Annotated in this window: 28 protein-coding genes; 8 read left to right on the forward strand and 20 right to left on the reverse strand. The window is 66.2% G+C overall.

The features are described 5' to 3' along the window. Positions 1–3 precede the first annotated feature (3 nt). The 5 genes from HL671_RS20950 to HL671_RS20970 form a co-directional block, all read right to left on the reverse strand. Entirely contained in the window at positions 4–375 is a 372-nt protein-coding gene (locus HL671_RS20950; protein ID WP_172238224.1) for a c-type cytochrome, read from the reverse strand. Positions 376–414: 39 nt separating this feature from the next. After that, the gene (locus tag HL671_RS20955; protein WP_012040694.1) at positions 415–831 is read right to left on the reverse strand and encodes a DUF6455 family protein; all 417 of its coding nucleotides are present in this window, start codon (positions 829–831) and stop codon (positions 415–417) included. 110 nt (positions 832–941) lie between these two features. Continuing rightward, entirely contained in the window at positions 942–1,739 is a 798-nt protein-coding gene (locus tag HL671_RS20960) for a glycosyltransferase family 32 protein (RefSeq protein WP_172238227.1), read from the reverse strand. 85 nt (positions 1,740–1,824) lie between these two features. Continuing rightward, on the reverse strand, positions 1,825–2,427 hold the full coding sequence (leuD, locus tag HL671_RS20965; RefSeq protein ID WP_012040696.1) for a 3-isopropylmalate dehydratase small subunit: 603 nt from the start codon (positions 2,425–2,427) through the stop codon (positions 1,825–1,827). Between the two features lie 93 nt (positions 2,428–2,520). Then, positions 2,521–2,919, reverse strand: coding sequence for a metallopeptidase family protein (locus HL671_RS20970; RefSeq protein ID WP_041750257.1), 399 nt, complete (start codon positions 2,917–2,919; stop codon positions 2,521–2,523). A gap of 141 nt (positions 2,920–3,060) precedes the next feature. Between HL671_RS20970 and HL671_RS20975 the strand changes: the two genes are divergently transcribed. Further along, positions 3,061–3,366 carry a hypothetical protein gene (locus HL671_RS20975; RefSeq protein ID WP_012040698.1) on the forward strand — a complete coding sequence of 102 codons (306 nt, stop codon included), beginning with the start codon at positions 3,061–3,063 and terminating at the stop codon, positions 3,364–3,366. Positions 3,367–3,644: 278 nt separating this feature from the next. Beyond that, positions 3,645–3,917: a hypothetical protein gene (locus tag HL671_RS20980; protein ID WP_012040699.1), complete on the forward strand. Its 273-nt coding sequence runs from the start codon at positions 3,645–3,647 to the stop codon at positions 3,915–3,917. A 418-nt stretch (positions 3,918–4,335) separates the two neighbouring features. Here the strand turns inward: HL671_RS20980 and HL671_RS20985 are convergent, their stop codons facing one another. Further along, positions 4,336–4,650, reverse strand: a complete 315-nt coding sequence (locus HL671_RS20985; protein ID WP_374050106.1) for a DUF1330 domain-containing protein — start codon at positions 4,648–4,650, stop codon at positions 4,336–4,338. Between the two features lie 195 nt (positions 4,651–4,845). Between HL671_RS20985 and HL671_RS20990 the strand changes: the two genes are divergently transcribed. Next, positions 4,846–5,550, forward strand: coding sequence for a hypothetical protein (locus HL671_RS20990; RefSeq protein ID WP_172238230.1), 705 nt, complete (start codon positions 4,846–4,848; stop codon positions 5,548–5,550). An 84-nt stretch (positions 5,551–5,634) separates the two neighbouring features. Here the strand turns inward: HL671_RS20990 and HL671_RS20995 are convergent, their stop codons facing one another. The 7 genes from HL671_RS20995 to ffh form a co-directional block, all read right to left on the reverse strand. Next, complete coding sequence (locus tag HL671_RS20995; RefSeq protein WP_012040703.1) at positions 5,635–5,850, reverse strand: hypothetical protein; 216 nt, start codon at positions 5,848–5,850, stop codon at positions 5,635–5,637. Positions 5,851–6,041: 191 nt separating this feature from the next. Then, complete coding sequence (gene leuC, locus HL671_RS21000; protein ID WP_172238233.1) at positions 6,042–7,448, reverse strand: 3-isopropylmalate dehydratase large subunit; 1,407 nt, start codon at positions 7,446–7,448, stop codon at positions 6,042–6,044. 402 nt (positions 7,449–7,850) lie between these two features. Next, positions 7,851–8,234, reverse strand: a complete 384-nt coding sequence (gene rplS, locus HL671_RS21005; RefSeq protein ID WP_012040705.1) for a 50S ribosomal protein L19 — start codon at positions 8,232–8,234, stop codon at positions 7,851–7,853. Positions 8,235–8,341: 107 nt separating this feature from the next. Continuing rightward, positions 8,342–9,100, reverse strand: coding sequence for a tRNA (guanosine(37)-N1)-methyltransferase TrmD (gene trmD, locus HL671_RS21010; RefSeq protein ID WP_172238236.1), 759 nt, complete (start codon positions 9,098–9,100; stop codon positions 8,342–8,344). A gap of 167 nt (positions 9,101–9,267) precedes the next feature. Next, entirely contained in the window at positions 9,268–9,864 is a 597-nt protein-coding gene (gene rimM, locus HL671_RS21015) for a ribosome maturation factor RimM (protein ID WP_012040707.1), read from the reverse strand. A gap of 128 nt (positions 9,865–9,992) precedes the next feature. Next, on the reverse strand, positions 9,993–10,325 hold the full coding sequence (rpsP, locus tag HL671_RS21020; RefSeq protein WP_008964221.1) for a 30S ribosomal protein S16: 333 nt from the start codon (positions 10,323–10,325) through the stop codon (positions 9,993–9,995). A gap of 183 nt (positions 10,326–10,508) precedes the next feature. Continuing rightward, the gene (ffh, locus tag HL671_RS21025; RefSeq protein WP_012040708.1) at positions 10,509–12,056 is read right to left on the reverse strand and encodes a signal recognition particle protein; all 1,548 of its coding nucleotides are present in this window, start codon (positions 12,054–12,056) and stop codon (positions 10,509–10,511) included. 345 nt (positions 12,057–12,401) lie between these two features. Between ffh and HL671_RS21030 the strand changes: the two genes are divergently transcribed. Then, positions 12,402–13,394 carry an MBL fold metallo-hydrolase gene (locus tag HL671_RS21030; protein WP_012040709.1) on the forward strand — a complete coding sequence of 331 codons (993 nt, stop codon included), beginning with the start codon at positions 12,402–12,404 and terminating at the stop codon, positions 13,392–13,394. Between the two features lie 86 nt (positions 13,395–13,480). On the opposite strand, the gene HL671_RS21035 is transcribed toward HL671_RS21030, so the two are convergent. Then, complete coding sequence (locus tag HL671_RS21035) at positions 13,481–14,191, reverse strand: SIMPL domain-containing protein (protein WP_172238239.1); 711 nt, start codon at positions 14,189–14,191, stop codon at positions 13,481–13,483. 5 nt (positions 14,192–14,196) lie between these two features. Next, positions 14,197–14,925: a GyrI-like domain-containing protein gene (locus HL671_RS21040; RefSeq protein ID WP_172238242.1), complete on the reverse strand. Its 729-nt coding sequence runs from the start codon at positions 14,923–14,925 to the stop codon at positions 14,197–14,199. A gap of 169 nt (positions 14,926–15,094) precedes the next feature. Here HL671_RS21040 and dapF point away from each other — a divergent pair, with 169 nt between their 5' ends. Continuing rightward, positions 15,095–15,964 (forward strand): diaminopimelate epimerase, encoded by an 870-nt coding sequence (gene dapF / locus HL671_RS21045; RefSeq protein ID WP_012040712.1) that lies wholly within the window; start codon positions 15,095–15,097, stop codon positions 15,962–15,964. Beyond that, positions 15,961–17,265, forward strand: a complete 1,305-nt coding sequence (gene mtaB / locus HL671_RS21050) for a tRNA (N(6)-L-threonylcarbamoyladenosine(37)-C(2))-methylthiotransferase MtaB (protein WP_012040713.1) — start codon at positions 15,961–15,963, stop codon at positions 17,263–17,265. The genes dapF and mtaB overlap by 4 nt, the downstream gene beginning before the upstream one ends. A gap of 52 nt (positions 17,266–17,317) precedes the next feature. Here the strand turns inward: mtaB and HL671_RS21055 are convergent, their stop codons facing one another. Further along, positions 17,318–18,235, reverse strand: a complete 918-nt coding sequence (locus HL671_RS21055) for an RluA family pseudouridine synthase (protein ID WP_172238245.1) — start codon at positions 18,233–18,235, stop codon at positions 17,318–17,320. 60 nt (positions 18,236–18,295) lie between these two features. On the opposite strand from HL671_RS21055, the gene ftsY reads away from it, so the two are divergent. Continuing rightward, entirely contained in the window at positions 18,296–19,243 is a 948-nt protein-coding gene (gene ftsY, locus HL671_RS21060) for a signal recognition particle-docking protein FtsY (RefSeq protein WP_012040715.1), read from the forward strand. Positions 19,244–19,329: 86 nt separating this feature from the next. After that, the gene (locus HL671_RS21065; protein ID WP_172238248.1) at positions 19,330–19,932 is read left to right on the forward strand and encodes a septation protein A; all 603 of its coding nucleotides are present in this window, start codon (positions 19,330–19,332) and stop codon (positions 19,930–19,932) included. Between the two features lie 106 nt (positions 19,933–20,038). Here HL671_RS21065 and HL671_RS21070 read toward each other — a convergent pair whose 3' ends face one another. The 4 genes from HL671_RS21070 to ccmB form a co-directional block, all read right to left on the reverse strand. Then, complete coding sequence (locus HL671_RS21070; protein WP_012040717.1) at positions 20,039–20,635, reverse strand: DsbE family thiol:disulfide interchange protein; 597 nt, start codon at positions 20,633–20,635, stop codon at positions 20,039–20,041. After that, a complete protein-coding gene (gene ccmD, locus HL671_RS21075; RefSeq protein ID WP_012040718.1) occupies positions 20,632–20,811 on the reverse strand; it encodes a heme exporter protein CcmD in 180 nt (59 codons plus the stop codon). The genes HL671_RS21070 and ccmD overlap by 4 nt, the downstream gene beginning before the upstream one ends. Before the next feature lies 1 nt (position 20,812). Further along, positions 20,813–21,589: a heme ABC transporter permease gene (locus tag HL671_RS21080; protein WP_012040719.1), complete on the reverse strand. Its 777-nt coding sequence runs from the start codon at positions 21,587–21,589 to the stop codon at positions 20,813–20,815. 92 nt (positions 21,590–21,681) lie between these two features. Beyond that, positions 21,682–22,350, reverse strand: a complete 669-nt coding sequence (ccmB, locus tag HL671_RS21085) for a heme exporter protein CcmB (protein ID WP_012040720.1) — start codon at positions 22,348–22,350, stop codon at positions 21,682–21,684. Between the last annotated feature and the right edge of the window lie 38 nt (positions 22,351–22,388).

Below are 22,388 nucleotides of genomic sequence, written 5' to 3' on the forward strand. Positions count from 1 at the left end.
TTCTCAGATGTGCTTCAGGCTGAGGATGTAGTTGACGAGGTCGCCGCGCTGCTCGGCTGTCAGGACGACGTTGGGCATCGTCGGGTGACTGCTCTGCAGGAACACTTTCAGCGCCAGCTCCGTGGTCGACGGCATGTTGGCGACGGCGACGAAATCAGGCGCCGTCGTGGTCTGGGCCCGGGATCCCCCGGCGTCGATGGCGTGGCAGGAGCTGCACCACGCTTCCGCCAGCTTGCGGCCGGCCTGCACGCTTTCGGTGGCCGGCGTGGCGCCGCCGGCATTGTGCAGCCGGATCAGCAGCATCGCGCCGAGCGCGAGCAGGATCGCGGCGCCGACATGGAGCCAGGTGTTGCGGTGCAGCTTTGGCAGGCTCATCGCGTTGCTCCGCTCTCGGGGACGTGAGGTGAGACGCCGTCAGTGCTTCGCGGCGGCGGCGCCCAGGCGGTCGATGGTCGGTGCGTTGAGACAATAGTCCTCGTAATGCGCGGCGGATGTGCCCGCCGCCAGATCGCGATGGCAGCGCGGCTTGTCCTTGCACATGGCGCAAACCCGCTCCATGTCGCGCAACACCAGCGGCTCGGCGCGGCCGAGCGCGGCCTCGTCGATGCCGAGCGCCTTGAGCATCTGCGGCAGCTCGTCGGCGGCGTGCTCGCCGTGCCGGACCAATTCGTCGAGATCCGCCGGCGTGACCTGCAGGTCCATCGCGATGCGCTCGAAATCGTCGCGATCGAGCTGCCTCAGCTCGCTGAGCTCGCGCCGATGCCGGAGCCATTGCGCGAACGTGTCGATCAGGAATTGGACGCGTGGATAGGGCTTCGCTTGGGCGGTCATGGCTCGTCTCCGATGATGGCTGCAATCAATCACCGGGCCGGCGAGCCGACGTTGCGTTAGATCAAGCAGCGGGGCGGCCGTGCGGACCGCGCAGGGGGCAGGCGGAGGGCTCAGGCGCCGAAGCGGTCGGCCGCCCAGCCGTACAGGCTGCCGGGCAGCGGGGCTTCGCCGCCGCGGCCCTTGGGCGAGATGTGCAGCCCGATGATGGCCGGGTCGCCGATCAGCCCGGCGAAGTCGGACGGATCGAAGAACGCCTTGGGCTCGGCATGCACCGCATAGAAGCTGCGCTTCGGCAGCGCATGGCGGAGCGAGCCGTGGCGGCGGGCCAGCGCGGTCAGCGCCGCCGGGCCGAAAATGGCGACGCGGATGTCCGACAGGCGGTTCGAGACGCCGCGCAGCCGCCGGAGCGCAAAGGTCAGCCGGTGACGCAGCGACAGCCAGTTCGGCGTCAGCTCCTCCTGCGCCATCAGCGCGTCGAATTCGGCGACGATCGGATCGTTCGGCGGCAGATAGAGCACCGAGTTGCCGAGCTGCCGCGGCCGTTCCCAGGCGAAATAAGGCTTGGCCGGATCGATCTCGAGCGGGCGCAGCAGCAGCACGTCGGCGTCGAGCCAGAGTCCGGCGCCTTGCGCCATCAGCCGCATGCGGAAGAAGTCGCTGAACTGCAAGGTGGTCCAGTCGCGCCAGCTGCCGTCGGGCTGCGGCGGCCTGAGACGTTCGGAGAACGCATAAGGCAGGATCGCCTCGGCCTCGGCGTTACCGACGCCATCGGGCAGCCCGGGCAGCGGGTCGAAGCTGTAGACCGTGACCTTGTGACCGGCGGCGAGCTGCGAGCGCAGGCAGGTCTGGCGCAGCCGGTCGAGCGGTCCGCGCCAGAAGGTGACGACCTCGGGCAATACACGCGTCAAATGAGGACCGCTCTCGTGAACCGCGCTCGAAACAAAGCCCCGGACAAGGTCCGGGGCCTGTGAACTCTGGTGCTGAGCCCCGTGATCAGGCCCAGGCGCGCTCGGCCAGCTTGGCCTCGTAGCTGTCGATCGAGGCCTTCTTCTCCAGCGTCAGCCCGATATCGTCGAGCCCGTTGAGCAGGCAGTGCTTGCGGAACGGGTCAATGTCGAATTTCACCGTGCCGCCGTCGGGGCCGCGGATTTCCTGGCTCGCAAGGTCGACCGTCAGGGTCGCATTGGCGCCGCGCTCGGCGTCGTCGAACAGCTTGTCGAGATCGGCCTGCGAGACGCGGATCGGCAAGATTCCGTTCTTGAAGCAGTTATTGTAGAAAATGTCGCCGAACGAGGTCGAGATCACGCAGCGGATGCCGAAGTCCAGGAGCGCCCAGGGGGCGTGCTCGCGGCTCGAGCCGCAGCCGAAATTGTCGCCGGCGACGAGGATCTTGGCGTTGCGATAGGCCGGCTGGTTGAGGACGAAATCAGGGTTCTCGCTGCCGTCGTCCTTGTAGCGCTGCTCCGAGAACAGGCCCTTGCCGAGACCGGTGCGCTTGATGGTCTTGAGGTACTGCTTGGGGATGATCATGTCGGTGTCGACATTGATGATCTTCAGCGGCGCAGCGACGCCTTCCAGCGTGGTGAACTTGTCCATCGGGGGCACCTTCGAGAATATCGTTCAGGCTGCTGTTTAGCCCGATTGCCGAGGCGGATAAAGTCAAAATCCCCGGAGAGTCGGCCGCGATCGTCAGTCGACGGAGGCCTCGATCGCGGCCATGTCGTCGTCGGACATTCCGAAATGGTGGCCGATCTCGTGGATCAGGACATGGCGGACGATGTGGCCGAGGCTTTCGTCGTGCTCGGCCCAGTAATCGAGGATCGGGCGCCGATAGAGCCAGATCATGTTGGGCAGGCGTGGCAGGTCGTCATTGCTGCGGAACGGCACCCCGGTGCCCTGGAACAGGCCGAGCAGGTCGAACTCGCTCTCGGCGTCCAACTGGTCGAGCACCTCCTCGGTCGGGAAGTCGTCGACCCGGATGATGACGCCTTCGCACATGGTGCGGAAATGCTCGGGCAGGCGCTCGAACATCTCATGCGCCATGACTTCCATGTCGGCGAGCGAGGGAGCTTTCAAATCTGTCCACATCGCCGCCTTCTAGCCCGGCTTTGATCATGATGCATCCTGGTTTATGTCCTCAGGCGCGGTGGCCGTTGACGCGAGGGGTGAAAACGGCGACCGTCGTGCCGCACGATTTGGGTAGGGGGATGCATGAGCCGGATGTCGATGATGCTCGCTGGAACAGCGCTCGCAGCGGCGTTCCTGATCTCGATCCCGGCCCGGGCGGAGCAGCCGACCGGTGCGCAGTTGCGCTCCATCCCGAGCGGCGCGAGCACGGATGTTTCGGCGCAGCGCCGTCCGCGGCGGGTTCCGATCTATCCCCGCTATGAGGGGCATTGGGAGCCGGACGTGGTGCCGCGCTATAATCCGGGGCCGAATGCGGTCAGGGTGTGCGACGCGACCTATGTCCAAGAGAATCGGCCGAGCGGGACCGTCATCGTCCCCCATATGAGCTGCACATGGCGGCGAGGCTGATCGACGCGCGTGCGGCACGGAGCAGCGGCATAGTCCCCATCGGGCTGTCGTGATCTTTCATCTGGCGTGACCTTCTCGACACAGTGCGCGATATGTCGCGCGCTGCGCCGGAACCGCGCGCGGCGATTCGGCATTCTGCTCCGTGCGCAGGTCTTCAGGTCCTATTCACGTCGCTCGTTCGAGATTGATCTGCGTCGTGCCGTGACGGTCGCCATCATTCAGTTGATGAACGAGCGTTCGGTGCCTGACGTGATCTCAGCCGATCCAAGGAGAAGTTCATGACTGTGACGAAGCTGTTGGGCATCGCGGCGATCGGTGCTGTCCTGGCGCTGGCGGCACCGGCCGAACGCGCGCAAGCGCTGTCGCTCATCAATCCGGGCGCCGCGACGGCGGTGCAGCAGGGCACGGTCCAGGAGACCTCTCAGGTGCATTGGCACGGACGCCGCCATTGGCATCCCCGCCGGCACTATTGGCACCCGCGGCGTCACTGGCACCCGCATCGCCATTGGCATCCGCACCGCCACTGGCATCGGCATCACCGGCACTGGTGAGCCTCGCGACCCTGCTCTGTGGGTCATGATCGAAATCAAACAGGCCCGCTTCGCGGGCCTGTAGTTTCATGGCGGGCTGGCGATGGGGTCTGCCATGAATGCACCGCTCGACACGATTCGGCATAATACGACTTGGCACAATAAGACTTGGCTTGGGATCGGCATCGTGACCGTGGCGATGTTGCTTGCAAGCTCTGCCGCAACATCTCCCGTTGTCTCATCACCGGAGAAGCGACAGGCAAGCCGCCAAGCGATGGTCACTGCACTCGATCTCCGCCTGCGGCCTCGTCCCTGCAAACCGGCCGATTGTTGGGTCGAAGCACCGCATTATTACGGTCGTCCGGTGCATTATAGGCCGGCCTATCCACCAGGGCCCGTGGTGCTGTTCACGCCGTTCCTTCACTAAGAACGCCAGCGATCAAGATCGTCGGCGTATCAACGTTGCAGTGCGGTCGGGTCGCTCGCCAAGTCCACGCACGAGCAGCACGATAGCCTCAGCACCGGCTTTGCGATCCGGCGCAAGCTCCTGGTCCGCAGCCGACTCTGCCCAGGCGCGAAAATCGTATTCGTCGGGAAACGATATCAGCACGATCTTGTCACCGTCCCAGCGTCCTTCGACCGAGATTGGTGCCTCGTCGGCGGCGGGCAGCCGGACGTTGTAGTTGCGAAAGACGTCGAAGAAGCCGGCGAGGTAACGATCATAGGCGGCGCGATCGATGATCTTGAGTTGCACGACGATGGAGACGCCGATGCAGAGTCTCCCTGCCGCGACGCCACGCCGCAGATGCGCGCGTTACGTGTATCATTCATGCCGCATTCACGTCCCTATCACTACGTTCATGTTGGGGGTGCGCCAATCCACCGATCGGACGACCAGCAAGGGCGCTGCATGGGTCCATCGTTGCACAGCATTCAGGGAGAAGGGACCATGATGAGGATGAAAGACCAGCGTGCTGGTCTTGCTCGTCGCCTCAGTCTTGCGGCGGCAGCTTTGTTCCTACTGGCGGGCGCATCCAGTCGGCCTGCGCTTGCGATGTCGCCGGTCAGTCCCGGTGTCGGGTCGAGGGCGCAAGCGCCGTCCGACGCACTGACCATCCAGGTGCGTGGCCCTGGCGGTCATGGTGGAGGCGGCGGCTTTCACGGCGGCGGATTTCACGGTGGTGGCGGCTTCCATGGCGGTGGCGGGTTCCACGGTGGCGGCGGTGGCTTCCACGCTGGTCCCACCTTCCACGGCGGCGGGGCCATGTTCAGAGGTGGTGGAGGCCCTGCTTTCCATGGGGGCCACGCCTTCGGAGGCGGTGGACCGCGTCCTGTGTTCCATGGCGGTGGCCCGGTGTTTCATGGCGGCGGCGGTCCACGGCCGATCTTCCATGGCGGCGGCTATCATCATCATCCGCACTATGCCTACCGGCCGTACTTCCACCACCATCGGCGGCACTTCTACGGCTATCGCAGCTACTATTATCCGACCTACACGACCGGCTATTATTATCCCTACCGTCGCTGCCGCGTTGTCTGGACCCATTACGGACCGCGCCGCATCTGCCACTACCGGCATTGGCGGGGACATCATTGGCGGCACCATCACCGCTGGCACCATCGTCATCACCGCCACCACTGGCGCTATTACTGACGAGGCCGAGAGCCCGAGCACGACATGGAAGGACGCCCAACGGCGTCCTTCTGTCGTTTGAGCGCGCCCGATCCGGTGCGGTGGTCAGAGCCAGTCCTTGAACTGCCAGTTCTTCACCGTCAGCTTCCACGGCACCAGCGTCTCCAGTCGCCATTTGGCAAAGCGTCCTGGCGGCCAGTTGGACAGCCGACGCTCGTCCTTCGGTGCCTCCGGCTTGGCAATGATCTTGGCTGGCGGCGTCCGCCGGCGCTGCCGCGTTGCGTCGCGGATGAGGTCAACGAATTCCGGCTTGTCGGCCATGGCAGGCTCCTCGGCACGTTCCTCTGCAGACGCCGCGCGTCCGGCGGTAGCATCATGCATGCGGAAGCTTAAGGAGCCCTTGCCGGGCGGGGTCGACATCGAGTCAAAATGAAAGCGCGATGGCTCGGGGCCATCGCGCGTGTTCGCAGATCGGTCGCCGAGCAGCTCTGCTGCGCCGGCGTATCAGGGCTTCAGCGCCAGTCGCGCACGTCGACGAAGTGGCCGGCGATCGCGGCCGCTGCGGCCATCGCAGGCGATACCAAATGGGTACGGCCCTTGAAGCCCTGGCGACCCTCGAAATTGCGGTTCGAGGTCGAGGCGCAACGCTCTTCCGGCGCCAGCTTGTCCGGGTTCATGGCGAGGCACATCGAGCAGCCCGGCTCGCGCCATTCGAAGCCGGCCTTGATGAAGATCTTGTCGAGACCCTCAGCCTCGGCCTGCTCCTTGACGATGCCCGAGCCCGGCACGACCATCGCGTTGACGTGAGCACTGACGGTCTTGCCCTCGGCGATCTTGGCGGCGGCGCGCAGATCCTCGATGCGGCCATTGGTGCAGGAGCCGATGAAGACGCGGTCGAGCTTGATGTCGGTGATTTTCGTGCCGGCGGTCAGGCCCATATATTTCAACGCGCGGTGCTTGGAGATGCGCTTGGCCTCATCGGCGATCTTGTCCGGATCCGGCACCACGCCGGTCACCGAGATCACGTCTTCGGGCGAGGTGCCCCAGGTCACGATCGGCGGCAGCTTGGCGGCATCGAGCCGGATCTCGTGGTCGAAATGCGCGCCGTCGTCGGAGCGCAGCGTCTCCCAGTAGCGCATCGCCGCATCCCAGGCCGCGCCCTTTGGCGCCTTGGGACGGCCGCGCAGGAAGTCGTAGGCCTTCTCGTCCGGCGCAACCAGGCCGGCGCGGGCGCCGCCCTCGATCGACATGTTGCAGACGGTCATGCGGCCCTCCATCGACAGCGCACGGATCGCCTCGCCGGCGTATTCGAGCACGTAGCCGGTGCCGCCCGCGGTGCCGATCTCGCCGATGATGGCGAGGATGATGTCCTTGCCTGTCACGCCGTCCGGCAGCTTGCCGTCGACGGTGACGCGCATGTTCTTGGCCTTCTTCTGGATCAGCGTCTGCGTCGCCAGCACGTGCTCGACCTCGGAAGTGCCGATGCCGTGCGCCAGCGCGCCGAACGCGCCATGCGTCGAGGTGTGACTGTCACCGCACACGATCGTGGTACCGGGCAGCGTAAAACCCTGCTCGGGGCCGATGACGTGGACGATGCCCTGGCGGCGGTCGAACTCGTTGTAATATTCGATGCCGAATTCGCGGGCGTTCTCGGCCAGCGTCTTGATCTGCTCGATGCTCTCCGGATCCGGATTGGGCTTGGAGCGATCGGTGGTCGGCACGTTGTGGTCGACGACGGCGAGCGTCTTCTCCGGCGCATGCACCTTGCGTCCGGTCATGCGCAGGCCCTCGAACGCCTGCGGCGAGGTCACCTCGTGCACCAGGTGACGGTCGATGTAGAGCAGGCAGGTGCCGTCCTCGGCTTCGTGCACCAGATGGTCGTTCCAGATCTTGTCGTACAGCGTGGTCGGTTTCGACATGAGCGAATGCTCCCGGGAATGAAGGTTTGAATCAGGACGCGTGACGGGCACGCGTAAACGATCGGGACTGAGGCGCTGCGACTTACAGCGCGCGCCTAAGCTCCGATGTCGCCGAGGTGGCGAAGCGTCCGAAGAACCGCCCAGGCAGCCGGCGGCGATCGTCGATGACGACGCGGCGGCAGGCCATGCTGGTGCGATCTAGAACCATTTCAGGGCGATATATAGCACGCACGGCGCGGAGTGCGAGATGCGTTTGTGGCCGCTGTCATGGCGAGCGAAGCGAAGCAATCCAGAGTCCTCGCTCGGCCCTGGATTGCTTCGCTTCGCTCGCGATGACGACGTGGCGAAACAAAAAAGCGCGGGACCGGCCCGCGCTCTTCGTCAATCCAAAGGTGGCAACGATCACTCGTTGACGGCGGCCTGCTGGCGGTCCTGCTTCTCGACGATGCGGGCCGACTTGCCGCGCAGCTGGCGCAGGTAATACAGCTTGGCGCGACGCACCTTGCCGCGGCGCACGACCTTGATCGAGTCGATCATCGGGGAGAGGATCGGGAACACGCGCTCCACGCCCTCGCCATAGGAGATCTTGCGCACCGTGAAGCTCTCGTTGATGCCGCCGCCGGAGCGGCCGATGCAGACGCCCTCATAGGCCTGCACGCGGGTGCGGTCGCCTTCGACCACCTTCACGTTGACGATCACGGTGTCGCCGGGTCCGAACTCCGGAATGGTCTTGTTGGCGGACAGCTTATCGAACTGCTCTTTTTCGAGCTGCTGAATCAGGTTCACGGGTAAATCTCCATCGGCGGCGCGCCCAGCCGGGTCACGCGGGCTGCGCTTGTTCCTGCCGTCACTTGCGGAATTGGGCGCTCCTATAAGCCAAAGCGCGAGGCTTGTCACCCGTCTGTCGTGCTTTTTGGCGCTTTTTGGCCGGTCCTGCTTTGTTCTCGGGTCTGCCATTCGGCCCAGAGATCCGGCCGGCGTGCTTGCGTCAGCGCCTCGGACTGCGACCGCCGCCAGGCGGCGACCTTGGCGTGATCGCCCGAGGTGAGTACATCCGGAATGGTCCGGCCCTCGAACAGCTGCGGGCGGGTGTATTGCGGGTATTCGAGTAGGCCGTCCGAGAAGCTCTCATCGGTGCCCGATTCGAGTTTGCCCATCACGCCCGGCAGCAGCCGTACGCAGGCATCGATCAGCACCAGCGCCGCGATCTCGCCGCCCGACAGCACATAGTCGCCGATCGAGACCTCGATGAGCTCCCGGGCATCGATGACGCGCTGGTCGATGCCTTCGAACCGGCCGCACACGATCAACGGCCCTGGGCCGGCCGCGAGGTCGCGGACCGCGGCCTGGGTCAATGGCCGACCGCGCGGGCTCATCAGCAGCCGCGGCCGCTCCGGCGCGACGTCCGCCGCGTCGATCGCTGCCGCCAGCACGTCGGCGCGCAGCACCATCCCGGGCCCACCGCCGGCCGGCGTGTCATCGACGCTCCGATGCTTGTCGGTGGCCGACGCCCGGATGTCGCGCGCCTCCAGCGACCAGATGCCGCCCATCAACGCGCGGCCGGCCAGGCTGACGCCGAGCGGCCCGGGAAACATCTCGGGAAACAAGGTCAGCACGGTGGCGCGCCAGGGTGCGGCGGGTGAAGCGGTCATGATGCTCTGTTACGGCACCGGAGCGGTGAGATCGAGCCCCCGATCAATGCGGCGCTGTCATCTCCCACGGCTGCGGCTCCCCCACCGGCGCCGATCCGGGACCCATAACGCGTGATGTTAGGAGGAGGCACGTGGCCCGTCCCGCACAAGCAAATCAGCCGCGGTGGCTATGGATCCCCGCTTTCGCGGGGATGACGAGCTGAGTTTGAGGCGGCAGCATCGCCCTCTGGTGAACCTGCATTGTCAGACGAGTCTTGATCCTCGCCCTCGATCTCCGCGGGCAGTTCGATGATCACCCGCCCGCCGGCGAGATCCACCGTCGGCACCACAGCATTTGTGAACGGCAGCATCAGCGTGCTGCCGGAGGGCGGGGCGATCTCGATGATGTCGCCGGCGCCGAAATTATGGATCGCGAGCACACGGCCGAGCGGTGCGCCCGCCGTCGTCTCTGCAGCCAGGCCGATCAGGTCGGCATGGTAGTATTCGTCGTCATCGGTCTCCGGCAGGCGGTCGCGCGGCACATAGAGCTCAAGCCCGTTGAGCCGCTCGGCCGCATTGCGGTCGGTGACGCCTTTGATCGTTGCGACGAGATGATCCTTGGCCTCGCGCGCCTTGGCGACCTCGAAAGATCGGCTGCCGTCCTTGGTCGTGAGCGGGCCGTAATGCAGCACGGCCAGCGGATCCTCGGTGAAGGTCCACAGGCGAACCTCGCCGCGCACGCCGTGCGCGGCGCCGATTTTGGCAACGCAGATGAGCTTGGACATCAGAAGGCCTCGTCCTTCGAGACGCGTGCAACGGCGCGCGCCTCACGACGAGGAGCCACGTCCTCATGCTGAGGAACACGGCGTAAGCTGTGCGTCTCGAAGCATGAGGCCATCAGCGTCAAGGGACCTTAGCCCTTGGCGGCGGCTTCGGCCTGCGCCTTGCGCTCCTTGCGTGGCACGGCCTTGATCGGGTTCTGACGGGCTTCGCGCTTCTTGACGCCGGCGGCATCGAGGAAGCGGGCGACGCGGTCGGACGGCTGCGCGCCCTTGGCGAGCCAGCCCTTCACCTTCTCCATGTCGAGCTTGAGGCGCGCCTCGTTGTCCTTCGGCATCAGCGGATTGAAATAGCCGAGACGCTCGATGAAGCGGCCGTCACGCGGGAAGCGCGAGTCGGCGACGACGACATGATAGACCGGGCGCTTCTTGGTGCCGGCACGGGCGAGACGGATGACGACGGACATGTAGGTTCTCCTTTAGGTCGATGTATCGATGTGAAGTTGGATGGAAGTCGTCATTGCGAGCGAAGCGAAGCAATCCAGAGCGGCATGCGCGACTCTGGATTGCTTCGTCGCTTCGCTCCTCGCAATGACGAGAGTGACGTCATTTCTTTTTCCCCGGAGGCAGGCCAAGGCCCGNGAGTGACGTCATTTCTTTTTCCCCGGAGGCAGGCCAAGGCCCGGCAGCGTCGGCTTGCCGCTGAGGCCGGTGAGGCCCGGCAGATTGGGCAAACCGCCGCGCAGGCCGGCGGGAAGATCCTTCGGCAGGTTCGGCAGACCGCCGGGCATGCCACCCGGCATCTTTTCCGCGAGCGCCTTGAGCTGCTCGGGCGAGGGCATGCCGCCACCGCCGCCAAACCCCATCGCCTGGGCGATGCCGGCCAGCGGGCCGCGCTTGCCGGAGCCCATGGCCTTCATCACGTCGGCCATGTTCCGGTGCATCTTGAGCAGCTTGTTGACGTGCTCGACGCTCTGGCCCGAGCCGGCGGCGATGCGCTTCTTGCGGCTGGCCTTGAGCAGGTCGGGATGCTTGCGCTCCTCTCGGGTCATCGAATCGATGATCGCGACCTGGCGCTTGAGGATCTTGTCGTCGATCCCGGCGGCCGCGATCTGGTTCTTCATCTTGGAGATGCCGGGCATCATGCCCATCAGCCCGCTGATGCCGCCCATCTGCGCCATCTGCAGGAGCTGCTCGCGCATGTCGTTGAGGTCGAACTGACCCTTGCGCATCTTCTCGGCGGCGCGGGCGGCCTTTTCGGCGTCGATGTTCGCCGCGGCCTTCTCGACCAGCGAGACGATGTCGCCCATGCCGAGGATGCGGCCGGCGATACGCGAAGGATAGAAATCCTCCAGCGCATCGGTCTTTTCGCCGGTGCCGAGCAGCTTGATCGGCTTGCCGGTGACGGCACGCATCGACAGCGCGGCGCCGCCGCGGCCGTCGCCGTCGATCCGGGTCAGCGCGATACCGGTGAGGCCGACGCGCTGGTCGAACGCGCGGGCGAGATTGACGGCGTCCTGGCCGGTCAGAGAGTCCGCGACCAGCAGCACCTCGTGCGGGTTGGCGACCGCCTTGATCTCGGCGGCCTCCTTCATCATGTCCTCGTCCAGCGTGGTGCGGCCGGCGGTGTCGAGCAGCACGACGTCGTAGCCGCCGAGCTTGGCAGCCTCGATGGCGCGGCGCGCGATCTGCGGCGGCATCTGGCCGGCGACGATCGGCAAGGTCGGGATGTCCAGGTCGCGGCCGAGCACCGCGAGCTGCTCCATGGCGGCCGGACGGTAGACGTCGAGCGAGGCCATCAGCACCTTGCGCTTGTCGCGCTGGACCATGCGGCGCGCGAGCTTTGCGGTGGTGGTGGTCTTGCCGGAGCCCTGCAGGCCGACCATCATGATCGGCACCGGCGGCACGGCGTTGAGGTCGATGGTCTGGCCGTCGTCGCCGAGCGTCTTGACCAGCTCGTCATGGACGATCTTGACGACCATCTGGCCAGGGGTCACCGACTTGACGACGGTGGCGCCGATCGCCTGCTCGCGCACGCGCTCGGTGAAGCTGCGGACAACTTCCAGCGCGACGTCCGCCTCGAGCAGGGCCCGGCGGACCTCGCGCATCGCGGCGTCGACATCGGCTTCCGAGAGCGAACCACGCCCCGTCAGCCGATCGAGAATGCCGCCAAGCCTTTCCGACAGATTGTCGAACAATGCCGTTATCCCTGTTGCTGCCTCGCCCTGAGGAGCAGGCAAAGCCTGCGTCTCGAAGGGCGGCCACATCGTCGGCCCCATCCTTCGAGACGCCGCATTCGCGGCTCCTCAGGATGAGGGTCGTCCAAACACATTTGCGCCCGAGGGCGCATAGCGCTGTCGGGCGTTGACCTCCGGCCTCCAGGGCCGGGCGGTGGCTCGAAAAGACGAAACTTTCCGAAATTCGGCCGGGTTAAACCCTTGGGAGACCGAAAAGTCAAGGAAACTTGCGTCCTGGTGTCCCGTTGCCGGACCTTGCGGGGCTCCCTACCTCTTGCGCCAGTTCAGCTTTTCCGCGAGGACGCCTTGCTCCGCCGTTCCAGGACCTATTCCGGCCCCGTCACCGACCATTTCGACGGTAAACGCTTCTACGATCCCGACGGCGCCCCGCCCAAATCCCTCTCTGAAGTGCTGCGCTGGCAGTTCGACCGCAACGGCAAGCGCGCCCGCTGGCCGAAATGGGCGCCGAGCCCTCATGCCGATACGCCGCCGCACAAGGTTCATGGCCAGGCGGCGCGGCTGTCCTTCATCGGCCATGCCAGCTGGCTGGTCCAGACCGGAGGGCTCAACATCCTCATCGACCCCGTATGGTCGGAGCGGGTGTCGCCGTTCTCGTTCGCCGGCCCCCGCCGGCACAACGATCCCGGCATCGCCTTCGAGGCCTTGCCTCATATCGACGTCGTGCTTGTCTCGCATGGCCATTACGACCATCTCGACCTCCGCACACTGTCGCGGCTGACCGCGCGCTTTGCCCCGCGTGTCGTCACGCCGCTCGGTAACGACCTCACCATGACCGCAGCGGATGCGAAGATCCGCGCCGAGGCTTATGACTGGCATGACCGCGTCGCGCTGAACGACGAGGTCGCGGTCACCCTGGTGCCGACGCGGCACTGGACGGCGCGCGGCGTGTTCGACCGCAACAAGGCGCTGTGGGCGAGCTTCGTGCTGGAGACGCCGCGTGGCAAGTTCTACATCGTCTGCGATTCCGGCTACGGCACCGGCAAACATTTCCGCCGTGTCGCCGAGCTGCATGCGCCCATCAGGCTCGCGATCCTGCCGATCGGCGCCTATGAGCCGCGCTGGTTCATGCGCGACCAGCACATGAACCCGGAGGAGGCCGTGCAGGCGCTGCAGGATTGCGGCGCCGAGACCGCGCTGGCGCATCATCACGGCACGTTCCAGCTCACCGACGAGGCGATCGACGCGCCGGTTCACGCGCTGCACGCCGCGCTCGATTTGGCAGGCATCCCGCGCGACCGTTTTGGCACGCTCAAGCCGGGACAAGTTGTGGAGGTTTAGTTCGCCCTCGCAATCGCAAAAGGTGTTGTCGCGCTGTCGGTTTGCGGCCGCGCGTGAATGGGCCGCGCGCCGAAGGGGGCGGCGCCCTACGGCCCGGCCTTGATCGCCCAGGTGACATTGACCGTGATCGACAGCGTCTCCTCGCCTTGCGCCACCGGGGTCGGCGTCGCGGCCATCGGTGCGCCGAAGTTCTTGGCGCGGAACACCGGCGCGGAGGCGCCGTCCTCGGAGATGCTGAGCGGCTTGCCGAGCGTGACGCCGGCCGCCTTGGCGTAGATCTCGGCCTTTCGCCGCGCGTCGGCAACAGCCTTCTCGCGCGCGTCATCGAGCAGCTTCGACGGCTCGGCAACGGTGAAATAGACGTTGCCGACATCGTTGGCGCCGGCGCCGACCACCGTGTCGATCACGCTGGCCACTTTGCCCACTTCCCGTAGCTTGATGGTGACGCGGTTCGAGGCCCGATAGCCGGTGACCTGCGCCTGGCCCGGTCGGTTCGGGGCATATTGCGGCTGCAGCGACAGCCGCGAGGTCTGGACATCCTTGTCGGCCAATCCCGCCGTCTTCAGCGCCTGGAGCACCTTGGCCATCGCGGCATTGTTGGCCTCGGCGGCCTCGCGCGCGGTCTTGGCGTCGGACGCCACCCCGGCATCGATCTGCGCCAGGTCCGGGGGCGCCGAGACGCTGGCCTCGCCGCTGACGGTGATGGCCGGCATGTCCAGCCGCGGTCCGTCCTGCGCGACCGCAGGAAGCGCGACGCAGCTCGCGATCGCGGCTGCCAGGATCGGTCTGATCATCATGGCGCTCATTTCAGCGGCACATAGACGTTGATGACGAGCTTGTCCTCGGCGGTCTTCAAGGGGTCGGTCATATACTCCTCGATGAACGTGTCCTTGGCTTCGAGGCGGCGCTCGTCGAGATGGTTCGTGATCGCCTCATACGTGTTGTCCATGTTGTCGTAGGAGCCGCGATGCACGAACTTCAGGGCCTTGCCCTCCGGCGACTGGCCGATGCTCATGCCCTTGCCGAGCGTCTTCGGCTCCTGCTCGATCGGCATCTCGGCCAGGAAGGTGAAGCCGTTGTCGTCGGTCGACGTGTAGACGATCATGCCGTTGCCGGCGGGCTTCACGCCTTGCTTGTCCAACATGGTTGACAGCGCCTTGAAGGAATCGATCAGCGTGTCGAAGGCATTGTCCCAATTGGCGGTGCCCTTCACGAGGACCACCTTCTTGGCCTCGAGCTTGATCTCGTCGCCGAAGGCGTCGGTCGTCTGGGTGGGCGCCGCGGCCGGCGCCTGGCCGGGAGCGGGAGCGGGAGACGGTGGCGGTGAGGGGCTGGCGCTGGCAGCCGGCGTCGGGCTGGCTGCGGGGGCCGCCGCGGCCGGCGCCGGGGGCGTGCTCGGGGCAGGGGAGGGCGTCGCCGATACCGCCGGAGCCGTGGGGGCTGCCGGCGCCTGCGCCCGGGCGACCGGACCGCCCAGCGCAACGGCGACCGAGCTCACGGCCAGAACGAGGCGGAAAGTGCTGAAATTCATTCGACTATTCTCCAGTGCCGTGCTGCCTTTGCCCGGTTCGTGCCGGCGAACGACCGGTCCTAACATGCCCGGCGGCGCGGCGTCCCATGACAGATGCGTCATGTCAGTCTGCGGACTGGTCAAGGCCGCGGCTGAGGCCATATAAAGCGGACAAAATTTGGATAATTTCATGAGCGCGCTGGCCAACCACAGCTTCGTCAAAATGAACGGGATCGGCAACGAGATCGTCGTGCTTGATCTGCGTGACGTGAAGCATGTGGTCACGCCCGACGAGGCGCGGGCGGTTGCAGCCCGCGTTCCCTACGACCAGTTGATGGTGCTGCAGCCGCCCCGGCTCGACGGCACCGAGGCGTTCATCCGCATCTACAACAATGACGGGTCGGAGTCCGGCGCCTGCGGCAACGGCATGCGCTGCGTTGTCCGGCAGGTGTTCGAGAAGACCGGCCAGGCCAGCGCGACCTTCGAGACCCGTGCCGGACTCTTGAACTGCTGGCAGGGGCCCGCGCCCGACCTCTACACCGTCGACATGGGTGTGCCGAAATTCGGCTGGCAGGAGATTCCCCTGGCCGAGGAGTTCCGCGACACCCGCTATATCGAGCTGCAGATCGGGCCGATCGATGCGCCCATCCTGCACTCGCCCTCGGTCGTCAACATGGGCAATCCGCACGCGGTGTTCTGGGTGGACGGCGACGTCAACTCCTATGACCTGGAGCGGTTCGGACCGCTGCTGGAGAACCACCCGATCTTCCCGGAGCGCGCCAACATCACGCTCGCCCACATCGTCGATCGCGATCACATCACGATGCGCACCTGGGAGCGCGGCGCGGGGCTGACGAAGGCCTGCGGCTCGGCGGCCTGCGCCACGGCGGTCGCGGCCGCCCGGCTGAAGCGGGCCAATCGCATCGTCCAGATGACCTTGCCCGGTGGCGAGCTGACAATCGAATGGCGCGAGCGCGACGATCACGTGCTGATGACGGGCACCGCGACCTTCGAGTTCGAGGGCCGGTTCGAGCCACAGCTGTTCGCCAGCGTGGCATGAGCGTCGATGTCGTCACCTTCGGCTGCCGGCTGAACGCGTTCGAGTCCGAGCTGATCGCGCGACACGCGGAGGCGGCGGGCGCCTCCGACACCATCGTCATCAACAGCTGCGCGGTCACCAATGAGGCCGTGGCGCAGGCACGGCAAACGATCCGCAAGCTGAAACGCGAGCGCCCGGCGGCGCGCATCGTCGTGACCGGCTGCGCGGCGCAGACGCAGGCCGGCATGTTTGCTGACATGCCCGAGGTCGATCGCGTCATGGGCAATGAGGACAAGCTGCAACTCGATGCCTGGCGCGCGACGGCGCAGGCGCTGGCGCCGCCGCGCTTCGGCATCGACACATCCGAGAAGGTCGCCGTCTCCGACATCATGGCCGTGACGGAGATGGCGCCGCATCTGGTCGAGGGTTTTCAGCGCGGCCTGCCGCGGGTGTTCGTCCAGGTGCAGAACGGCTGCGATCATCGCTGCACCTTCTGCATCATCCCGTTCGGTCGCGGCAATTCGCGCTCGGTGCCAATGGGGGCGGTCGTCGACCAGGTGCGTGCGCTGGCCGCGCGCGGTCATGCCGAGATCGTCCTGACCGGCGTCGATCTGACGAGCTACGGCCACGACCTGCCGGGGACGCCGAAGCTCGGCCGGCTGGTGAAGCAGATCCTGCGCCACGTGCCGGAACTGCAGCGGCTGCGCATCTCCTCGATCGATTCGATCGAGGCCGATGCCGATCTGCTCGACGCGCTCGCAGACGACGCCCGGCTGATGCCGCATCTGCATCTGTCGCTGCAGGCCGGCGATGACCTGATCCTGAAGCGGATGAAGCGGCGGCATTCGCGCGCCGATGCGGTCGCGTTCTGCGACCATGTGCGGCTGCTGCGGCCGGATATCGCGCTCGGGGCGGATCTGATCGCGGGCTTCCCGACCGAGACGGAGGACATGTTCGTGCGCTCGCTCGAACTCGTCGAGGAATGCGGACTGGCCTTCCTGCATGTTTTTCCCTACTCGCCGCGCCCGGGCACGCCGGCGGCGCGCATGCCGCAGGTCGATGGCGCCGTCATCCGCGAGCGTGCACGGCGGCTACGGGCCGCAGGCGAAGTCGCGTTGCGGCAGCGGCTGGATGCTGAGATCGGCTGCGAGCGCGAGGTGCTGATCGAGAGCGCGACGCAGGGCAGGACGGAGCACTACCTGCCTGTCGCAGTCACCGGCGCGGCGTCGGGGACGGTGCAGCGGCTCAAAATCGCCGGGCATGATGAGTCGAAGCTATTAGTCCAGTCCTCGCTGTCATCGCTCGGTCAAGCCGGGCGATGACAGCTGAGGGCGTGGCGAGAGCGCTGGGTCTCACTCGTGCCTGATCGGGGCCTCACTCCCCGTTCCATCCGCACAGCCGCAGCCGCTCATGCATGTGCATCGGCGCTGGCGCGACGACATGGACCGGCGGCTTGTTCTTCGACAGCGGAATGGAAATCTCGCGCGCATGCAGGTGCAGCCGCGGTTCGCCGAAGCGGGGGCCGTTGCCATAGATGTTGTCGCCGACGATCGGCCAGCCCTGAGATGCCGCATGCACGCGCAATTGATGCGTGCGGCCAGTGACGGGCTCCATGGCGAGCCAGGTGAGGCGCGGGCTGCCAGTGGTGTGTACCGACTCACCTCCGGCCCCCTGCGCTCCCTCCCCCCTTGTGGAGGAGGGTTGGGGAGGGGGGTGGCTCCGGGCGAGACTGCCGGTGGGGACCCCCACCCCCGACCCTGCAGAGCGAGATTCGCTCGTCTGGCCTCCATAAGGAGGAGGGGAGTCGGTGCTGCAAGTGGAAGCCGAGTTCGGAGACGGAGGGACGAGGGAATACGACCGCCCCAGCACGCGCCATTTCGTCACCGCCGGCTGGCCCTGCGGGTCCGGCTTCTGCCACCAGCCGCGTTCCGCATTCAGCTTGCCCAGCGGGAGTTCGATCACGCCTTCGTCAGCGTCGGGGCCGCCCTCGACGACCGCCCAGTAGGTCTTCGAAATCTTGCCGTGCTTGAACAAAAGCCCGAGCGAGGCCGTTGCCTTGCGATGGCGGCCGAGCACCAGACAGCCCGAGGTTTCCTTGTCCAGCCGATGCGCCAGCACCGGTGGGCGCGGCAGGCCGAAGCGCAGCGCGTCGAACGAGGCTTCGAGATTGGCTCCGCCCTTCGGTCCCTTGTGCACGGGAATGCCGGCCGGCTTGTCGATCACCAGCATCAGCCCGTCGCGGTGGAGCACGCGGGCGAGCATCTCCTCATCGGAAGGTTGGTTAATGTCCATGGAAACCGTAAAGCGGGTGCGAGGCTTTCGTTTGCGGGAGGAAAGGGCTAACACCACGCCATGAACGATACCACCTCCGAAACACCCAAGCTGTCGTGGTGGCGGCGGCTGTCGGCCGGCCTGAAGCGCACCTCCGGCGCGCTCGGCACGGCCGTGGCCGATCTCGTCACCAAGCGCAAGCTCGATCGCGCGATGCTCGACGACATCGAGGATGTCCTGCTGCGCGCCGATCTTGGCACCCAGGTGGCCGCGCGCATCGCCGAGGCGGTCGGGGCCGGCCGCTACGACAAGGCGATCAGCGCCGACGAGGTCAAGGCGGTGGTCGCGACCGAGGTCGAAAAGGTGCTGTCCCCGGTGGCCAAGCCGCTCGTCGTCGAGGCAAGTCACAAACCGTTCGTCATCCTCGTCGTCGGCGTCAACGGCTCCGGCAAGACCACGACCATCGGCAAGCTGGCAGCGAAATTCGCTTCCGACGGCAAGCAGGTCATGCTGGCGGCGGGCGATACGTTCCGCGCCGCGGCCATCGAGCAGCTGAAGGTCTGGGGCGAGCGGACCAAGGCGCCTGTCATCGCCGGAGCGCAGGGCTCGGATTCGGCGAGCCTCGCTTTCACGGCGATCACCGCGGCCAAGGAGCAGGCCCGTGACATCCTGCTGATCGACACCGCCGGCCGGCTGCAGAACAAGGCCGAGCTGATGAACGAGCTTGAAAAGGTGGTGCGTGTCATTCGCAAGGTCGACGCCTCGGCGCCGCACGCGGTGCTGCTCGTGCTCGATGCGACGGTGGGACAAAATGCGCTGTCGCAGGTCGAGGCGTTCCATCGTACGGCAGGTGTGACGGGCCTGGTGATGACCAAGCTCGACGGCACGGCGCGCGGCGGCATCCTGGTGGCGCTGTCGGAGAAGTTCAAGCTGCCGGTGCATTTCATCGGCGTCGGCGAAGGCGTCGACGACCTGCAGCCCTTCGCCGCCAGGGATTTTGCGCGGGCGATTGCCGGCATCGACGATTGACACCGCGGCGGGCTCCTGGCGGGCGACGCGTAACGGACTACTGGATCAGCCGCGGCCGCGGCTGATGACAGCCAACGGGACATGGAATGGACAAGACCCAGCCGCATCCGCTGTTCAAGCTCGCGACCGAACTCGGTCCGCTGATCGTGTTCTTCGTCGTCAACGCCAAGTTCAATCTGTTCGCGGCGACCGGCGCCTTCATGGTCGCGATCGTGGCGGCGATGATCGCCTCCTACGTCGTGACGAAGCACGTGCCGCTGATGGCGATCGTCACCGGCATCGTCGTGCTGGTGTTCGGCACGCTCACTCTGGTGCTGCACGACGAGACCTTCATCAAGCTGAAGCCGACCATCATCTACGGCCTGTTCGCGGCCGTGCTCGGCGGCGGGCTGCTGTTCAATCGCTCCTTCATCGCGATCATGTTCGATCAGATGTTCAATCTGACGCCGGCGGGGTGGCGCATCCTCACCTTCCGCTGGGCGTTGTTCTTCGCCGTGATGGCGGTGCTGAACGAGATCATCTGGCGCACCCAGAGCACGGATTTCTGGGTCGGCTTCAAGGCCTTCGGCGTGGTGCCGCTGACCATGATCTTCGCCATAGCCCAGATGCCGCTGATCAAGCGCTACCACCAGGACCCGGCGTCGCTGGAAGCCAGCGATGCAGCGGAAGGGGATGTGAGCAAGGGGTAGTTCCACCACCGCCGTCAAGCGCAAGCGACGAAGCAACCCAGAGCTCCGGGTGACGCCCTGAATTGCTTCGCTCGCAATGACGAGAAACGACCTGTTTGCCTTCGAACTACCCGCCCGCCTTCAGCGCCTTCTCGATTTCCGGCTTCAGCACGGCGTCGAGGTTCTGGGCCGTGATCGGGCCGACCAGCTTGTAGACGATGGTGCCTTCTCGTCCGACGACGAAGGTCTCGGGCACGCCATAGACGCCCCATTCGATGCCGGCGCGGCCGTTGCCGTCGACGCCGACGACGTCATAGGGGTTGCCGTAGCGGCCGAGGAAGCGGCGGGCGTTGTCGGCGCCGTCCTTGTAGTTGATGCCGATGATCTGGAAGCGCTTGTCGCGGCCGAGCTCGACCAGCAGAGGCGCCTCGTCGTGGCACGGCACGCACCACGACGCCCAGACGTTGACGATGCTGACCTTGCCCTTGAGCGCGGCCGGGTCGAGTCCGGGCACCGGCGTACCGTCTTTGGCCAGCTCGGGCAGCGCCGGCAGCGGCGTGTTCGGGGCGGGGCGGCCGATCAAGGCGGAGGGAATCCGCGACGGATCGCCATTGCCGAGCCGGAACCAGAACAGCGCCGCAAGCCCGAGAAACACCACGAGCGGCAGCAGCATGAGGAATGAGCGGCGCCGCGGCGCAGGCTCCGTTGCAGCCTGTTCGGTCATTGGATGTCCGTCGCCGCGCGGCCCGAGCGCCTGACGATGCCGCTCTCCTCAAGCGCGCGCAGCCGCGCCTTCTGGGTGCGGTAGTCGATCGCGATCCAGGCAATCAGCAGCACCACGACGAGCGCGGCGGCGAGATAGGAGGTTGCGATGAAGGAGGTGTAGGGACCGAGGTCCATGTCAGGCGGCTCCCACGATCGGACCGGTTGCCCCGCTCGCAGGGGCGCTGCCAGTATAGGCGCGCGCCTGCATCATCTGCAGGCTGCGCACGCGCCGGCGGAGAATCTCGTTGCGCATGGCAGCGACATGCAAGGTCACAAACAGGAACGAGAAGCCGATCGCCATCACCAGAAGCGGAATCAGGAACGACTTGTCGAGCGCCGGTCCGCCCATCCGCATCACCGAAGCCGGCTGGTGCAGCGTGTTCCACCAGTCGACCGAGAACTTGATGATCGGCAGGTTGATCGCGCCGACCAGCGTCAACACGGCGGCCGCGCGGGCGGCGCGCGTCGGATCCTCGACCGCGCGCCACAACGCCATCAGGCCGAGATACATCAGGAACAGAATCAGCACCGAGGTCAGCCGCGCATCCCATTCCCAATAGGTGCCCCACATCGGCCGGCCCCACAGCGAGCCGGTCAGCAGGGCGAGAAAGGTGAAGCTGGCGCCGATCGGGGCGGCTGCTTTTGCCGCGACATCGGCGAGCGGGTGCCGCCACACCAGGGTGCCGAGCGAGGCGAGGCTCATCACGCCCCAGACGAACATCGACAGCCACGCGTTCGGCACGTGGATGAACATGATCTTGACGGTGGCGCCCTGCTGATAATCGTCGGGCGCCAGCGCCGAGAGGTACAGGCCGGCGGCCAGCAGCACGACCGTGACCAGCGCCAGCCACGGCAGCAGCCGTGCCGTCAGCGCAAGGAACCGGGTGGGATTGGCGAGGTCGATCAGCGACATGAGAACCTTGTTAAAGGCGGAAGCAGTTGCAGGCAATCAGCACGGTGCCGCTCGGCAAGAGTTGATCATGGTCAAACCCCGCCGGTGTTCCGTTAGTCCAGGCCGTTGCGGAGGCTTGTTGCGGCTGCGAAGGGACCGATCACGAAGCTAACCAGCGACAAGGCGCAAAGGATCGAGAACGGCGCGCCGAACGGCAGCGGGCCTACAATCGCCGCCTGCGACGCCGCCACGCCGAAGATCAGCACCGGGATCGATAGTGGCAGCACCAGCACGGCCAACAGCAACCCGCCGCGTGACATCGTCACCGCCAGCGCCGCACCGATCATGCCGATGAAGGTCAGCGCCGGCGTTCCGGCCAGCAAGGTCAGCGCGACAGCGCCGGTGGCGGTCGCGTCGAGGTTCAGCAGCAGGCCGAGAACCGGCGTGGCGATCACCAGCGGCAGGCCGGCGGCGAGCCAGTGCGCCAGCGCCTTGGCGGCGCAGGCGAGCTCCAGCGGCGTCCGGCTCATCACGATCAGGTCGAGCGAGCCGTCCTCATGGTCGGCGGTGAACAACCTGTCGAGGGTCAGCAGGCTGGCGAGCAGGGCGCCGAGCCACAGGATCGCCGGGCCGAGCCGGGTCAGCAGCGCGAGGTCGGGCCCGACCGCGAACGGCATCAGCACCACGACGGTGAGAAAGAACAGCACCCCAATCAGCGCGCCGCCGCCGATGCGCAGCGCGATTCTGATGTCGCGGCGAATGAGGGCAGCGAGGGCGGTCATGCGGGAAGGGTCTCGGATGTTGATGCCGCGTGGTCATT

It is taken from the genome of Bradyrhizobium denitrificans, assembly GCF_013179005.1.
GTDB lineage: Bacteria > Pseudomonadota > Alphaproteobacteria > Rhizobiales > Xanthobacteraceae > Bradyrhizobium > Bradyrhizobium denitrificans.

Bases quoted from the DNA above. Each gene is read 5' to 3' on its own strand.
- HL671_RS20950 (WP_172238224.1), bottom strand. From the start codon at position 375: ATGAGCCTGCCAAAGCTGCACCGCAACACCTGGCTCCATGTCGGCGCC.
- ftsY (WP_012040715.1), top strand. From the start codon at position 18,296: ATGAACGATACCACCTCCGAAACACCCAAGCTGTCGTGGTGGCGGCGG.
- leuC (WP_172238233.1), bottom strand. From the start codon at position 7,448: ATGTCGAAACCGACCACGCTGTACGACAAGATCTGGAACGACCATCTG.
- HL671_RS21055 (WP_172238245.1), bottom strand. From the start codon at position 18,235: ATGGACATTAACCAACCTTCCGATGAGGAGATGCTCGCCCGCGTGCTC.
- HL671_RS20990 (WP_172238230.1), top strand. From the start codon at position 4,846: ATGATGAGGATGAAAGACCAGCGTGCTGGTCTTGCTCGTCGCCTCAGT.
- HL671_RS20970 (WP_041750257.1), bottom strand. From the start codon at position 2,919: ATGTGGACAGATTTGAAAGCTCCCTCGCTCGCCGACATGGAAGTCATG.
- HL671_RS20980 (WP_012040699.1), top strand. From the start codon at position 3,645: ATGACTGTGACGAAGCTGTTGGGCATCGCGGCGATCGGTGCTGTCCTG.
- ccmB (WP_012040720.1), bottom strand. From the start codon at position 22,350: ATGACCGCCCTCGCTGCCCTCATTCGCCGCGACATCAGAATCGCGCTG.
- dapF (WP_012040712.1), top strand. From the start codon at position 15,095: ATGAGCGCGCTGGCCAACCACAGCTTCGTCAAAATGAACGGGATCGGC.
- leuD (WP_012040696.1), bottom strand. From the start codon at position 2,427: ATGGACAAGTTCACCACGCTGGAAGGCGTCGCTGCGCCGCTGAAGATC.
- rimM (WP_012040707.1), bottom strand. From the start codon at position 9,864: ATGTCCAAGCTCATCTGCGTTGCCAAAATCGGCGCCGCGCACGGCGTG.
- HL671_RS20995 (WP_012040703.1), bottom strand. From the start codon at position 5,850: ATGGCCGACAAGCCGGAATTCGTTGACCTCATCCGCGACGCAACGCGG.
- HL671_RS20975 (WP_012040698.1), top strand. From the start codon at position 3,061: ATGCTCGCTGGAACAGCGCTCGCAGCGGCGTTCCTGATCTCGATCCCG.
- HL671_RS21040 (WP_172238242.1), bottom strand. From the start codon at position 14,925: ATGAATTTCAGCACTTTCCGCCTCGTTCTGGCCGTGAGCTCGGTCGCC.
- trmD (WP_172238236.1), bottom strand. From the start codon at position 9,100: ATGACCGCTTCACCCGCCGCACCCTGGCGCGCCACCGTGCTGACCTTG.
- HL671_RS21080 (WP_012040719.1), bottom strand. From the start codon at position 21,589: ATGTCGCTGATCGACCTCGCCAATCCCACCCGGTTCCTTGCGCTGACG.
- mtaB (WP_012040713.1), top strand. From the start codon at position 15,961: ATGAGCGTCGATGTCGTCACCTTCGGCTGCCGGCTGAACGCGTTCGAG.
- HL671_RS20955 (WP_012040694.1), bottom strand. From the start codon at position 831: ATGACCGCCCAAGCGAAGCCCTATCCACGCGTCCAATTCCTGATCGAC.
- HL671_RS21065 (WP_172238248.1), top strand. From the start codon at position 19,330: ATGGACAAGACCCAGCCGCATCCGCTGTTCAAGCTCGCGACCGAACTC.
- HL671_RS21035 (WP_172238239.1), bottom strand. From the start codon at position 14,191: ATGATGATCAGACCGATCCTGGCAGCCGCGATCGCGAGCTGCGTCGCG.
- HL671_RS21070 (WP_012040717.1), bottom strand. From the start codon at position 20,635: ATGACCGAACAGGCTGCAACGGAGCCTGCGCCGCGGCGCCGCTCATTC.
- ccmD (WP_012040718.1), bottom strand. From the start codon at position 20,811: ATGGACCTCGGTCCCTACACCTCCTTCATCGCAACCTCCTATCTCGCC.
- rpsP (WP_008964221.1), bottom strand. From the start codon at position 10,325: ATGTCCGTCGTCATCCGTCTCGCCCGTGCCGGCACCAAGAAGCGCCCG.